The sequence below is a fragment of the Escherichia sp. WS1265 genome, assembly GCF_046487585.1.
Classification (GTDB): domain Bacteria; phylum Pseudomonadota; class Gammaproteobacteria; order Enterobacterales; family Enterobacteriaceae; genus Escherichia; species Escherichia coli.
The window spans coordinates 17,872-32,441 of sequence record NZ_JBJQJE010000032.1 but is presented as its reverse complement, the minus strand read 5'-3'; the positions used below and the strand labels follow the sequence as shown (position 1 = coordinate 32,441).

The window sequence follows — 14,570 nt, the reverse complement described above, 5'->3', positions numbered from 1 at the left end:
AGAGCGAAGAGAGTGACTGGTTCAGATGAAAGGAGACCACCGCAAACGCGTCCGGTGGCAGGCCGTCCACTTCCAGCGTGAAACGTAATCCGGTTGACATAGCAACCTCCGGGTTTAAGGAAAAACAGACAGTTCGCTGTTAAAGCGGCTGTAACAGTACAGTGTTACGCTTGCGTTCAGGCACGCTACCGCCGAAGTTTCCGGCATCCGCCATCTCCCGTGAACGTAACCCCTTACTGACAACCTTTCTTTTTACGGCGTAATACAAAAACAGCATCCGGCCTAATAGCCGGATGCTGTTGGCTTAACTTATGCTTCCAGCGGTGCGCGCCAGTCGTCGGCACCGGAGGTGCCAGACTTGACGTGTTCCCACTCTATTTTGCGGTAGGCCAGTGAAACTTCGAGCAACTGGGTGAACTCGCGTTTCGCCGGATCCTGGCAATGCGGCATATGCAGTTTCATATCGACAATCGTCGAATCGGTCAGGCGGGTGGTGAAATAATGCTCCTGTTTGCCTTCCACAGAGGTACGCCACCAGTGAAGTTCAGTGGTTGGCAGCATTTCGCCGGAGGCCAGTGCGTTGTACATCAGCGGAACAGCTTTGTTCAGCGCCACGGTAAAAATGAACGGCTTGTGAGCACGCTGACCCGCAGGCTGGCCGGACTGAGGATCGGTCGGGACAGTAACGTTATGCAGGAATTCCTGCACCAGCATCTCGTCTTCGTGCCCCTGCACATAGATGTTGCCGACAGAATCAGCGGTAAATGCACCTGCAGTAATATTTCCCTGGGTCTGACCTGTGATGGAGATATAACACGGTGTTGGCATTTGTAAACTCCTTGTTAACGTGGTTAATTACTACTTACAATGACCTGCCGTTAATCCCAGACAGGCAGATGCAGCTCACTTCACGGAACCGCATCATTTTTCAGTATTTTTTACATACAAACCGAGCTAGAATTTACGGTTGTCGTAAAAACTATTTTTAAAATCATTAAATCTCTTATTCAGCAATAAGTTAATAATATATATCTGGATAACCATACCCAACTATTCAAAGTCCGTATTGCCTCCATAAAATGGCCAAAGCTGAATCATGAATAAATATTGTATTTATCCTTTCTGAATTATCATTTTGATAATTTTTGAGATATTCCTTAAAAATACCCACTTAATCAATCACAAAACAAATATATAAACAAGCAATCATCAGATTAGCTTATGTTTAATGAAATTATTGTATAATTCAATAAGTTACATAAAAGCTATATATTTAAATTATTGCCATAATACACCTGACGCGAATTGCACAGGTTCACACAATCTATTTAACGCTTGCAGAATACCCCTCTTTACGATCGATAAAAAGTCCTTTTCTTATTTATTTTGAAGCGTAGAATGCGGGGTGATGAAGGAGTGGTGATTTTATTTTCACCGCCATTATGGCGGCATTGCCGATATTTTTTTGCGGTACAAATATGCCGTGTTCATGGCCTGTACGAGATAACATGACGGATCACTTTTATGAGCAAAAAATTTGAAGGCAGCGTCGCGCCTCGCGAGCGTATAAATATATCCTATGTCCCGAAGACGGACGGCCAGACGGCTGAAGTAGAGCTTCCGCTTAACATGCTCGTTGTCGGCGATACCGGAAATACGCAGGAGACATCCCCACTGGATGAACGTCAGGCAGTTTCCGTTAACAAGCACAATTTCGGTGCAGTAATGGCTGAAGCAGCCATTGGCCTCAATTTTACCGTCCCCGCCACGCTGAAGGGAAGCACAACGGACGATGAACTGAATGTGGCGCTGAATATCAAGTCACTGGATGATTTTTCACCGGACAGCGTGGCCCGGCAGGTTCCGGAAGTGAATAAATTGCTGGAACTGCGTGAAGCACTGACTGCGCTGAAGGGGCCGATGGGCAACCTTCCGGCATTCCGTACCCAGCTCCAGGCATTGCTGGAAAATGAGGAGTCCCGCGAGCAGTTGCTTAAAGAAATCGGCCAGGTGAGTGGGAAATAACCACCACTATTTCATTAAACAGGGTTATCCAGACATGGCGGCACACAAAAATATCTCCGGGAAACACCCCCTCTCTGACGAAGACATTTTGCAGGCGGTTTACCGGGTATGTTTCAGCCCGTCCGGTGAAATCAACCGGGATGGCGTGGATGCGCTGATTACAACACTGGATCGCCGTATCAGTGATCTATTGGATGAGATTATCCATCTTTGTGAGTTTCAGCAGAGCGCGCCGTACTGACGGCGCGTACTTCACTGACGGCGAAAACCCGGTTTCAGAAACACAGCTAAAACAGAAGGATTTTCAGTATGTCTTTACAGGAAGAGGAACTCGTTTCCAGTCATGCCGGGCAGACTGATCAGGCGTCGTCGCTGCTTGATCAAATCATGGCACAGACCCGTATTCAGCCCGGTTCGGAAGGTTATGACGTTGCCCGCCAGGGTGTGACAGCCTTTATTGCCAGCATCCTGCAATCCACTGCATCTGCCGAACCGGTCAATAAACTGGCCGTGGACAGCATGATTGCAGATATAGATGAACGCATCAGCCGCCAGATGGATGTCATCATCCATGCGCCTGCCTTTCAGCAGGTCGAGTCGTTCTGGCGCTCACTGAAAACCATGGTGGATCGCGTTGATTTCCGTGAAAACATCAAGGTCAACGTGCTTCATGTCACGAAGCAGGAACTTCTGGAAGACTTTGAATTTGCCCCAGAAATTATTCAGTCCGGATTTTATAAACACGTTTATTCGTCCGGATTCGGACAGTTTGGTGGTGAACCCATCGCTGCCGTGCTGGGCGCTTATGAGTTCAAAAATACCGCTCCTGACATGAAACTGCTGCAATACGTCAGTGCTGTGGGCGCAATGGCGCACGCACCGTTCCTCTCCTCCGTTTCCCCGGAGTTTATGGGGCTGAACTCGTGGACCGAACTGCCTAATATCAAAGATCTTTATGCCATCTTTGAAGGTCCGGCCTACACCAAATGGCGCGCCCTGCGTGACTCGGAAGATTCGCGCTATTTAGGGCTTACGGCACCCCGCTTCCTGCTTCGCCAGCCTTATTCACCAACAGATAACCCTGTTAAGAACTTTAACTATCACGAAGATGTCAGCCGGAACCACGAAGATTATCTGTGGGGTAATACGGCCTGGATGCTGGCGTGCAATGTCGCAGACAGTTTTGCCAAATACCGCTGGTGTCCAAATATCATCGGTCCGCAAAGCGGCGGCGCAGTGAAAGATCTGCCGGTGCATCTGTTCGAAACGATGGGTCAGATTCAGGCCAAAATCCCAACCGAGGTGCTGGTCACCGATCGCCGCGAATTTGAACTGGCTGAAGAGGGTTTTATCACCCTTACCATGCGTAAAGACTCTGATAATGCAGCCTTTTTCTCTGCAAACTCGGTACAAAAACCGAAGCACTTTCCGGGCAAAGACGCAGAAACCAACTATAAGTTGGGTACGCAGCTTCCTTATCTCTTCATCATCAATCGGTTAGCGCACTACATCAAGGTGTTGCAGCGTGAACAACTGGGGTCATGGAAAGAAAGGAGCGACTTAGAGAGGGAGCTTAATACCTGGATCCGTCAGTATGTTGCCGACCAGGAAAACCCGCCTGCGGACGTGCGCAGCCGCAAGCCTCTGCGTGCTGCCAGAGTTGAGGTTATGGATGTGGAAGGCGAACCCGGCTGGTACCAGGTCGCGCTGAGCGTGCGGCCCCATTTTAAATTTATGGGGGCAAACTTTGAGCTATCCCTGGTTGGCCGGTTAGACAGGGAGTAACACGCCATGATACCGGATCGGGAAAGAACCACAGGTTCTCTTTTTGAGCGTATGGAAGCCTCACCGGCCAGAAACTGGCAAGGAAGCAGTATTCATGCGCTCAGGCAGTCCATTCGCCAGAACCTGCGAAACATTCTTAATACCCGGTCCGGTAGTTGCCGGGGTGCGCCTGAACTGGGCATTGATGAACCTGCAGGGGCTGAAAACTTCCGCGAATCAATGAGTCTGGCCATCGCGCAATGTATAGAACGCTATGAACCCCGGATCTCACACGCTGAAGTGCAGGCTGTGGTTTCATCCGCCGCCAGCCCGCTGGATATGACGTTTCATATTACAGCCAGGGTGACATTTAACGAAACGCATGAAGTGCTTGAATTTGATATGGCACCGAATGGCAGCCAGCATTATCGGGTGGACTGACAGATGGAATTTGAAGAACGCTATTTCCGGGAAGAACTCGATTACCTGCGCCAGCTCAGCAAGCTGCTGGCAACGGAAAAACCCCATCTTGCCCGCTTCCTGGCCGAAAAAGATGCGGATCCGGATATTGAACGCCTGCTGGAAGGCGTGGCTTTTCTTACCGGCAATCTCCGCCAGAAAATTGAGGATGAATTCCCAGAACTGACGCACGGGCTTATTAAGATGCTCTGGCCTAATTACCTGCGTCCGGTTCCGGCAATGACCCTTATTGAATATACGCCGGATATGGATAAGTCTTCTGTGCCGGTGTTAATCCCCCGTAATGAGCAGTTTACAACCAAAGCCGGGGAAATCAGAGTCGATGAAGTGCTGCCCTCCGATGCTAAAAAGGAGGAGCCGCCTCCCTGTACCTTCACCCTCTGCCGGGATATCTGGCTGCTGCCCGTTCGCCTGGAGCAGATTGAAAACCGCAGTACGACCCGTAATGGTGTTATCAACATCACCTTTTCGGTCGCACCGGGAACGGACTTCCGCACGCTGGATCTGAACAAACTTCGCTTCTGGCTCGGCAATGACGACAACTATACCCGTGACCAGCTTTATTTATGGTTCTGTGAATACTTGCAGGGTGCCGACCTGACTGTGGGTGAACAGCATATTCGCCTGCCTGAGTTTATGCTGAAAGCTGTCGGTTTTGAGCCGCAGGATGCCATGCTGCCCTGGCCGAAAAACCTCCACAGCGGCTACCGGATCCTTCAGGAGTATTTCTGTTACCCGGATGCGTTTCTCTTTTTTGATCTTTGTGGTTGCCCGGCGTTGCCTGACGGATTGCAGGCTGAATCCTTTACCCTGCAACTGCGTTTTTCGCGCCCATTGCCCGTGGACATCCGGCTGCGCCGCGATTCTCTGCGCCTGTATTGCGCACCTGCCATTAATTTATTTATCCACCATGCAGAAGCCATCACGCTGGACAACCGGCGGGCAGACTATCCGCTGGTTCCCAGCCGCCACTATCCGGAACATTACGATGTCTTTTCCGTTAACGGCGTGGTGAGCCAGGTGCAGGATATGTTCAGGAAAAAAGATCTGGGGCGTCCTGTTTCGACGCAGGCCGCGCGCCAGTGGCCTGCCTTTGAAAGTTTCAGCCATCAGATGGAATACAGCCGGAAGCGGGAAGTGGTGTACTGGCATCACCGGACCAAAACATCCCTGTTCCATCGCGGCTTTGATCATACCCTTGCTTTTATACATGCTGATGGCAGTTATCCGTCAGACGAATCGCTGCTCAGTAATGAAGTGGTTTCGGTATCGCTGACCTGTACCAACCGTGAGCTTCCGTCACAAATTCGTTCCGGCGATATCACCGGCACAACCGGTAAAAATGCGGCTGTTGCTTCATTTCGCAACATTACCCGCCCGACGCAACCGCTCTGGCCGGTCATTGATGGCAGCCTGCACTGGTCCCTGCTCTCCGCCATGAACCTGAATTATCTGTCATTACTGGATACGGACGCGCTGAAGCAGGTCATCGCCAACTTTGATCGCCACGCAATCCATCATCCGCAGACGGCGCGGCTGTCACAACAAAAGCTGGATGCCATTGAGCGTCTGGAGACCCGCCCTGTCGATCGCCTGTTTACGGGCATTCCCGTCCGGGGGCTGGCCTCCACGCTGTATCTGCACCCGGAGCCGTTTGTCTGTGAAGGGGAAATGTATCTGCTTGGTACGGTGCTTTCGCATTTTCTGTCGCTGTACGCCAGCGTTAACTCATTCCACATGCTGACCGTTGTGAACACAGAAAGCCAGGAGACATGGAAATGGACGGAAAGAACCGGGCAGCATCCTCTTATCTGAGTCCGGGAAATCCCCCGGCAGATAAAGAGCAGAATGATCCGCTGGCACAGGTTTTTCATAACGCCTGCTCTTACAATTTTTTTGCCATGGCGGAGCTGTTGCACCGCCTGGCACAGGGTGAAAAGGGGACGCTGGAATTATCCCTGCGCGACGATCCGGCACAGGAAACCCTGCGTTTCAGCGCCGATGCCAGCCTTGCGTTTCCCCTGAGTGATATCAGTGCGCTGAAACGGGATACGTCAGGGTCATTCAGGATGACCACCACCTTTATGGGGTTACAGGGGAGCCAGTCGCCTCTCCCCGGTTATTACCTCGATCACCTGGCCTGGAAAGCGGTACATGAACAAAGTCCGGTAGGTGATTTTCTGGATATGTTCAGCCACCGCCTGACCCAGTTTGTCTGGCATATCTGGCGTAAGTACCGCTATCACATCAGTTTTCGTAACGGCGGTGTGGATGCGTTCTCGCAGCGCATGTACTCCCTTGTCGGGCTGGGCCACCGCCACCTTCGCGATAAGCTGGCGATTAATCACAGCAAAATGCTGGCGTATTCCGGGATCCTGGCAAATCCGGGACGATCCCCGGAAATCATCTGCGGTCTGGTGTCCCACTGCTTTGATTTGTCAGACGTGATGCTGCAAAACTGGCAACGTCGCAAGGTGGATATTGAACCGGATCAGCAAAATAGCCTGGGGAGCTATTCACTTAAAAATGGCGAAAAACTGGCAGGAAGATCGGTACTGGCCAACTTTGTTCTGGGTACACGGGTGCCCGATCTCAGCGGAAAATTCCAGCTCAGTATTACCAGCCTGACCCGAAAACAGTTCCTCTCTTTTCTGCCGTCCGGCGAAAACTTCCTGCCACTGACGATGTTTGTGTCCTTCATCCTGCGCGATCAGCTTGCCTGGGACTTACATCTGGGGCTGGCGCCGGAGCAGGTGGGCGCAATGCGCCTGGGCGATAACAAAAGTGCGCTGCTGGGCTGGACCAGCTTCCTCGGCACACCGGAAGAACGACCCTCAGTCACCATCAGGGTACGGTCGTAAATTATGATAATCACGGAGCAGAATATGCCGGAAGAGAAACTACAGACGCTTTCATTGCAGGTCATTAACGGCAGTGAGCTGGAAAGCGGGCGGGCGGCGCGCTGTCTGTTCACACAGCAGGGAAATGTCGGCCATGGCCCCGAATGCCACTGGTCGGTACAGGATCGTCAGCAGAGCATTCCGGCTCAGGCTTTTACCGTTATCCTGCACGATGGCACATTTTGTCTGCGCCCGCAGACGGCACAACTGTGGCTGAACCAGGCAAAAGTCACAGCAACATCAGACCTGATACAGCTGCGCCAGGGCGATGAGATCCAGATAGGGCGTCTGATGGTGAGGGTTCATCTGAACCGGGGAGATATCCCCCATTACGATGAGGAAATGGCCACTCCCGAAACCATCGTCACCAATCGCGATATGCTCACGGATACCCTGCTGTCAACGGAGGGTGCGCCACACTATCCGGGAATGACTCACCGGCATCAGCTTGCAGACACCGTGGTAAACGGTTTTTCTGCCGATCCACTCCAGGCACTTCAGTCCGAAAGCCTGATTACCACGGGCGATCCGCTTTCAGGCATTGCGGCTGTCCGGCCATCGGCACCGCTGTCCGATCCGGCAAGTAATGGGGGGATCAATACGCCGTTTATGAATCTGCCGCCCATTTATGCCAGCCCCGGCGATCGTAATGATGACGTCTCTGTGGCAGAAATGGCGCAACGCCACCTTGCGGTCACCCCCTTACTGCGCGGTCTCGGCGGTTCGCTTACCGTGAGCAATTCCGACGATGCGGATGATTTTCTGGAAGAGGCCGGACGCACGTTACAGGCCGCAATAAAAGGTCTGCTCGATTTGCAGCAACAGCGTAACAGCCTCTCAGACAAACATTTGCGCCCGCTGGAAGATAACCCGCTGCGCCTGAACATGGATTACGCCACCGCGCTCGACGTGATGTTTGCCGAAGGTAAAAGTCCGGTACATCTGGCGGCTCCCGCCGCTGTCAGTGAAAGCCTGCGCAATGTCCGCCACCACGAAGAAGCTAACCGGGCAGCGATTGTGGAGTCGCTTCGTGTCCTGCTGGATGCTTTCTCACCACAAAATCTGCTGCGCCGCTTTGTGCAGTACCGCCGCAGCCATGAACTGCGCCAGCCGCTGGATGATGCCGGAGCATGGCAAATGTACAGCCATTATTACGAAGAACTGGCCTCCGATCGCCAGCAGGGGTTTGAGATGCTGTTTAACGAGGTCTACGCCCAGGTCTATGACCGGGTGCTTCGTGAAAAACAGCGGGAGCCGGAAGCATGAACAGGAAGGCGTTTCTGGCCTGCGTGCTGATGTGCGTCATATTAACCGGCTGCGAAACGGCGAAAAAAATCAGCGAGGTGATCAAAAACCCGGATATCCAGGTCGGGAGCCTGAAGGAGCAACCTTCGGAAATAACCGTCACCCTGCTGACCGAACCGGACACCAATACCAATGCGGAGGGTGAATCAGCCGCCGTGGATGTGCAACTGGTGTACCTGACTGACGACTCAAAATTGCTGGCAGCCGACTATGACCAGATAGCCAGTACGCCGCTACCGGATGTGCTGGGTAAAAACTATATCGACCACCAGGATTTCAACCTGTTGCCGGACACCATCAAAACCCTGCCGCCGGTAAAGCTGGATGAGAAAACGCAGTTTATTGGTGTCGTGGCCTATTTCTCCGATGACCAGGCCACTGAATGGAAACAAATCGAGACGGTGGAAGGAACCGGCCACCATTACCGCCTGCTGGTGCATGTACGTCAAAGCAGCATCGAAATGAAAAAAGAGGATGAATAATTATGGCAACCACCCGCAACAAGGTGATGTGGCAGGAAGGGATGCTGATGCGCCCACACCACTTCCAGCAACAGCAGCGTTACAACGACTACCTGGATAACCAGCGTTTCCGGGCCATGAATGATTTATCCTGGGGATTTACCGAACTCACCCTCAACAATGAACTGCTGGCGCAGGGTAAGATCATGATTGACAGCGCGTCAGGCACACTGCCCGACGGCACCGTCTTTTCTATCCCCGACCAGGACGCACTGCCCGATCCGCTGCACCCGCAACATTTTCCGGACGAAAGAAGCCGCAATATTTACCTCGCTCTGCCGGTCGCCAGTGATGTGAGAAATGAAATCAGCGACGGGCGGCGAATCGGGCGTTACCGGCTGAATTATGCCGATGTCCGGGATCTGCATTCAGAAGAAGGTGACGCGCGAACACTGACGCTGGGTCAACTGACGCCGCGCATTATGAGCGGTGCAGAAGATATGAGCGCCTATATTACGCTCCCGCTTTGCCGTATCAGCGATCGCCATGCCGACGGCTCCCTGACGCTGGATGACGATTTTATCCCCTCCTGCCAGAATATTCAGGTCAGTAAGAAACTGCGTGTTTATCTCAAAGAGGTACAGGGGGCCATTGGCGGACGGGCAAGCGATCTGGCAAACCGCATTGGCTCTCCGGCGCAGAGCGGCATCGCGGATGTGGCGGAATTTATGATGTTGCAGTTACTTAACCGTAACCAGACCCGGTTTACCCATCGCGCTCGTCGATCCCAGCTCCACCCGGAAGATTTCTACCTTGATCTTGCCGGGTTGCTGGGTGAACTGATGACCTTTACCGAGCCGTCGCGCCTGCCCTGCCCGCTTGATGTGTATGATCATCATGACCTGACCAAAACATTTAAAACGCTGTTACCGGAAGTCAAACGGGCGCTGCATACCGTACTGTCGCCAAGAGCCGTTAATCTGCCGCTGCATCTGCGTGACGGTATCTGGCAGGCCGATATCCATGACACAGAACTGCTGCAATCTGCCACCTTTGTGCTGGCCGTGGCGGCAAACATGCCGGTCGATCAGATCCAGCGCCAGTTTATCCAGCAGTCGAAAATTTCCTCGCCGGAAAAAATCCGCAATATGGTCAGTGTGCAGATACCCGGCATTCCATTGCGTGCCCTGATGGTGGCTCCCCGCCAGCTTCCTTACCATTCCGGGTTCAGCTATTTCGAACTCGACAAGAGCGGCCAGGCCTGGACAGAAATGGCTGCCGCCGGGGCCGTTGCACTGCATGTATCCGGCAGTTTCCCGGATCTGAACATGCAACTGTGGGCGATAAGAGGGTAAGACGATGGATGAGGGGTCACTGTCTCTGCCACCATTTACCGGACACCACGAAAAAAGCCAGCGCGACTATCATCTCGCGCTTCGTGGCAACAGCCTGAATCCGATGATCGACGCAGCCACGCCGCTCCTCGGTATGGTGATGCGCCTTTCAACCATGAACAGTCAGACGATGCCGGAGCATCTTTTTGCTCAGGTGGTGACGGATGTTCAGGCCGTGGAGCAACTGCTTCAGGAGCAGGGCTACGAACCGGGCGTGATTATCTCGTTTCGCTACATCCTCTGCACGTTTATTGATGAAGCGGCGCTCGGTAACGGCTGGTCGAACAAGAACGAGTGGATCAAGCAGTCATTGCTGGTCCATTTCCACAACGAAGCCTGGGGTGGAGAGAAAGTTTTCATCCTGCTGGAGCGCCTGATCCGTGAACCCAAACGTTACCAGGATCTGCTGGAATTTCTCTGGCTCTGTTTTTCTCTGGGATTTCGCGGGCGCTACAAAGTGGCAGCACAGGATCAGGGGGAATTTGAGCAGATCTACCGCCGCCTGTACCACGTCCTGCATAAACTACGCGGCGATGCCCCTTTCCCGCTGTTATACCAGGACAAAAAAACCCAGGGCGGGCGTTATCAGCTCATCAGTCGCCTGACCATTAAACATATTTTTTGTGGTGGCGTTGTCGTGCTGGCGTTGTTTTACCTGTTCTATCTGTTGCGGTTGGACAGCCAGACGCAGGACATCCTGCACCAGCTAAACAAATTACTTCGATAAGGACGTTTATGATCCAGATTGATCTTCCCACGCTGGTAAAACGGCTTAACCTGTTCTCCCGCCAGGCGCTGGAGATGGCCGCCTCTGAATGTATGAGCCAGCAGGCAGCGGAAATTACCGTCAGCCATGTGCTTATTCAGATGCTCGCCATGCCACGCAGCGACCTGCGGGTTATTACCCGCCAGGGCGATATTGGCATGGAAGAGTTGCGCCAGGCGCTGACGGTGGAGAACTACACAACTGCCCGTTCTGCGGACAGCTACCCGGCATTTTCCCCGATGCTGGTTGAGTGGCTGAAAGAGGGCTGGCTGCTGGCGTCGGCTGAGATGCAGCACAGCGAATTGCGTGGCGGCGTGTTGCTGCTGGCCCTGCTGCATTCGCCGCTGCGTTATATACCGCCTGCTGCCGCCCGGTTGTTGACCGGCATTAACCGTGACCGTCTGCAACAGGACTTTGTACAGTGGACACAGGAGTCGGCGGAATCAGTCGTGCCGGATGCAGACGGTAAAGTCGCAGGCACACTGACGGACGCTGCTGACACCCTGCTTGCCCGCTACGCCAAAAACATGACCGCAGACGCCCGTAACGGCAGGCTTGACCCGGTACTGTGCCGCGACCACGAAATCGACCTGATGATCGACATTCTCTGCCGCCGCCGCAAGAACAACCCGGTGGTGGTGGGCGAAGCAGGCGTGGGTAAAAGTGCCTTAATCGAAGGGCTGGCGCTGCGCATCGTGGCAGGCCAGGTGCCGGACAAACTGAAAAACACCGATATCATGACCCTTGACCTAGGCGCATTGCAGGCCGGGGCGTCGGTGAAGGGCGAATTCGAAAAACGCTTCAAGGGGCTGATGGCGGAGGTCATTTCCTCTCCGGTGCCGGTCATTCTGTTTATTGACGAAGCACATACCCTGATTGGCGCGGGCAACCAGCAGGGCGGGCTGGATATCTCCAACCTGCTCAAACCGGCGCTGGCGCGCGGCGAACTGAAAACCATCGCCGCCACCACCTGGAGCGAATACAAAAAATACTTCGAGAAAGATGCCGCCCTGTCGCGCCGCTTCCAGCTGGTGAAGGTCAGCGAACCCAACGCCGCCGAAGCCACCATTATTCTGCGTGGTCTGTCGGCGGTCTATGAACAGTCTCACGGCGTGCTGATTGATGATGACGCCTTGCAGGCCGCAGCAACGCTGAGCGAACGTTATCTCTCCGGGCGTCAGTTGCCGGACAAAGCCATTGATGTGCTGGATACCGCCTGCGCCCGCGTCGCCATTAACCTTTCCTCGCCGCCGAAGCAAATCTCGGCGCTGACCACTCTGAGCCACCAGCAGGAGGCGGAAATTCGCCAGCTTGAGCGCGAGCTTCGCATCGGGCTGCGTACCAACACCTCACGGATGACCGAGGTGCTGGTGCAGTACGATGAAACGCTGACGGCGCTGGATGAACTGGAAGCGGCCTGGCATCAGCAGCAGGCGCTGGTCCGGGAGATTATCGCGCTGCGCCAGCAGTTGCTGGGCGTGGCAGAAGACGATGCGGCGTCGTTGCCGGACGCAGATGCCGCGGAGGATACGCCGCCAGAGTCAGAGTCAGAACAGGATAATACCGGTGCCGTACCGGCTGATGAGGCCGACAGAGAACAGCCGGAAGAGACCGCTGAAACAGTTTCCCCGGTACAGCGGCTGGCCCAGCTCACTGCCGAACTGGACGCCCTGCATAACGACCGGTTGCTGGTCTCCCCGCACGTCGATAAAAAACAGATTGCGGCGGTGATTGCCGAATGGACCGGCGTGCCGCTCAACCGCCTGTCGCAGAATGAAATGTCGGTCATCACCGACCTGCCGAAATGGCTGGGCGACACCATCAAAGGCCAAGACCTGGCGATTGCCAGCCTGCATAAGCATCTACTGACCGCACGCGCCGACCTGCGTCTTCCGGGACGCCCGCTCGGTGCGTTCCTGCTGGCTGGCCCCAGCGGTGTGGGTAAAACCGAAACCGTCCTGCAACTGGCAGAGCTGCTCTACGGCGGTCGCCAGTACCTGACCACCATCAATATGTCCGAATTCCAGGAGAAACACACCGTCTCGCGGCTGATTGGTTCGCCTCCGGGCTACGTTGGCTACGGTGAAGGCGGCGTACTGACCGAAGCGATTCGCCAGAAACCCTACTCGGTAGTACTGCTCGATGAAGTGGAAAAAGCGCACCCGGATGTGCTCAACCTGTTCTACCAGTCGTTCGATAAGGGCGAAATGGCAGACGGTGAAGGCCGCCTGATTGACTGCAAAAATATCGTCTTCTTCCTGACGTCCAACCTCGGCTACCAGGTAATAGTCGAGCACGCCGATGACCCGGAAACCATGCAGGAAGAACTGTATCCGGTGCTGGCCGACTTCTTCAAACCTGCCCTGCTGGCGCGTATGGAAGTGGTGCCGTATCTGCCGCTGTCGAAAGAGACGCTCGCCACCATTATCGCCGGAAAACTGGCCCGTCTGGATAACGTGCTGCGCAGTCGCTTTGGTGCAGAAGTGGTCATTGAACCGGAAGTGACGGACGAAATCATGAGCCGCGTCACCCGCGCGGAAAACGGCGCGAGGATGCTGGAATCGGTCATCGATGGCGACATGCTACCGCCGCTCTCGCTGCTGCTGTTGCAGAAAATGGCGGCTAACACGGCGATTGCCCGGATTCGGTTGTCGGCGGTGGACGACGCATTTACGGCAGACGTGGAAGATGCTCAGAACGACGAGTCCGTCACAAAGGATGAAACGGTTTTATGAGCAGGTTGCGCGTTTTCCGGCAGACAGGATGGTTTATCGCGGGCCTGATGACGGGCTTACCCGCCACTGCCGCGCCCGCAGAAACATCGTCAATGGCCGGTGTGGCGGTCGCCGTCGCCACCACGCCCCCGCCGGATGCGACAGCCACGTCACAGGCCATGCAGTCCTGTCGGCGGGAGTCCGCGGCGCTGGAGCGGCTTGACTGCTATGACCGCCTGCTGGCACCGCTGTCCCCGTCAGGGTTTGACGGGGCGCTGGTCAAAGCCGGTTTTGTGGGCGAGGCCTGGACCCGCGCCACAGAGCAGGAAAAACGCCGCGAGGGCAACACCACAGAACTGCTGGTGACGCAGGTGCCGGGGGAGCGCCCGACGGTGGTGATAACCACCCCGGCTATCGGCCATGTTCCGCCGCGCCCGGTGCTGATGTTCAGTTGCGTGGACAATATCACCCGGATGCAGGTGGCGCTGATGCACCCTCTGGATGTCCATGATATCGCCGTCACTCTGAATGCCGACAGCCGGGCATTGCGTAGCCACTGGTTTGTGCGCGAGAACGGCACCCTGCTGGAGTCCAGCCGGGGGCTGTCCGGGATTGATGAAATTAAGCAACTGTTCGGCGCAAAAACGCTGACAGTGGATACCGGCGCAGATAACGCCGCAGGAAAGCTGACCTTTAACATTGACGGGCTGGCAAGGGCGATTGCCCCCCTGCGCGTTGCCTGCCACTGGGCGGGAGAATAA

Annotated in this window: 13 protein-coding genes and 1 pseudogene; 12 read left to right on the top strand and 2 right to left on the bottom strand. The window is 54.6% G+C overall.

From position 1 onward, the window contains the following. Both ACJHX3_RS23395 and ACJHX3_RS23390 read right to left on the bottom strand, forming a co-directional pair. Positions 1-100: pseudogene (locus ACJHX3_RS23395) on the bottom strand (hypothetical protein); the annotation flags it as partial. A gap of 209 nt (positions 101-309) precedes the next feature. Next, positions 310-828: an Hcp family type VI secretion system effector gene (locus ACJHX3_RS23390; RefSeq protein WP_001142958.1), complete on the bottom strand. Its 519-nt coding sequence runs from the start codon at positions 826-828 to the stop codon at positions 310-312. Between the two features lie 696 nt (positions 829-1,524). Here ACJHX3_RS23390 and tssB point away from each other — a divergent pair. From tssB to vasI, 12 genes are all read left to right on the top strand, one after another. Then, a complete protein-coding gene (tssB, locus tag ACJHX3_RS23385; RefSeq protein WP_000037390.1) occupies positions 1,525-2,025 on the top strand; it encodes a type VI secretion system contractile sheath small subunit in 501 nt (166 codons plus the stop codon). Positions 2,026-2,059: 34 nt separating this feature from the next. Then, complete coding sequence (locus ACJHX3_RS23380) at positions 2,060-2,266, top strand: hypothetical protein (RefSeq protein ID WP_000718847.1); 207 nt, start codon at positions 2,060-2,062, stop codon at positions 2,264-2,266. Positions 2,267-2,334: 68 nt separating this feature from the next. Beyond that, positions 2,335-3,810: a type VI secretion system contractile sheath large subunit gene (gene tssC / locus ACJHX3_RS23375; protein ID WP_000056997.1), complete on the top strand. Its 1,476-nt coding sequence runs from the start codon at positions 2,335-2,337 to the stop codon at positions 3,808-3,810. Positions 3,811-3,816: 6 nt separating this feature from the next. Continuing rightward, the gene (tssE, locus tag ACJHX3_RS23370; RefSeq protein ID WP_000611735.1) at positions 3,817-4,230 is read left to right on the top strand and encodes a type VI secretion system baseplate subunit TssE; all 414 of its coding nucleotides are present in this window, start codon (positions 3,817-3,819) and stop codon (positions 4,228-4,230) included. A 3-nt stretch (positions 4,231-4,233) separates the two neighbouring features. Then, positions 4,234-6,084 carry a type VI secretion system baseplate subunit TssF gene (tssF, locus tag ACJHX3_RS23365; protein WP_000393830.1) on the top strand — a complete coding sequence of 617 codons (1,851 nt, stop codon included), beginning with the start codon at positions 4,234-4,236 and terminating at the stop codon, positions 6,082-6,084. Further along, positions 6,048-7,130, top strand: coding sequence for a type VI secretion system baseplate subunit TssG (gene tssG, locus ACJHX3_RS23360; protein WP_000348802.1), 1,083 nt, complete (start codon positions 6,048-6,050; stop codon positions 7,128-7,130). The genes tssF and tssG overlap by 37 nt, the downstream gene beginning before the upstream one ends. A 24-nt stretch (positions 7,131-7,154) precedes the next feature. Next, positions 7,155-8,435: a type VI secretion system-associated FHA domain protein TagH gene (gene tagH, locus ACJHX3_RS23355; RefSeq protein WP_001113718.1), complete on the top strand. Its 1,281-nt coding sequence runs from the start codon at positions 7,155-7,157 to the stop codon at positions 8,433-8,435. Then, positions 8,432-8,956 carry a type VI secretion system lipoprotein TssJ gene (gene tssJ / locus ACJHX3_RS23350; RefSeq protein ID WP_001080149.1) on the top strand — a complete coding sequence of 175 codons (525 nt, stop codon included), beginning with the start codon at positions 8,432-8,434 and terminating at the stop codon, positions 8,954-8,956. The genes tagH and tssJ overlap by 4 nt, the downstream gene beginning before the upstream one ends. A 2-nt stretch (positions 8,957-8,958) precedes the next feature. Continuing rightward, the gene (gene tssK, locus ACJHX3_RS23345; protein WP_000246418.1) at positions 8,959-10,290 is read left to right on the top strand and encodes a type VI secretion system baseplate subunit TssK; all 1,332 of its coding nucleotides are present in this window, start codon (positions 8,959-8,961) and stop codon (positions 10,288-10,290) included. 4 nt (positions 10,291-10,294) lie between these two features. Then, positions 10,295-11,056 (top strand): type IVB secretion system protein IcmH/DotU, encoded by a 762-nt coding sequence (gene icmH, locus ACJHX3_RS23340; protein ID WP_094322038.1) that lies wholly within the window; start codon positions 10,295-10,297, stop codon positions 11,054-11,056. An 8-nt stretch (positions 11,057-11,064) separates the two neighbouring features. After that, complete coding sequence (gene tssH, locus ACJHX3_RS23335) at positions 11,065-13,830, top strand: type VI secretion system ATPase TssH (RefSeq protein WP_000614408.1); 2,766 nt, start codon at positions 11,065-11,067, stop codon at positions 13,828-13,830. Continuing rightward, positions 13,827-14,570 carry a type VI secretion system-associated protein VasI gene (vasI, locus tag ACJHX3_RS23330; RefSeq protein WP_000088865.1) on the top strand — a complete coding sequence of 248 codons (744 nt, stop codon included), beginning with the start codon at positions 13,827-13,829 and terminating at the stop codon, positions 14,568-14,570. The genes tssH and vasI overlap by 4 nt, the downstream gene beginning before the upstream one ends.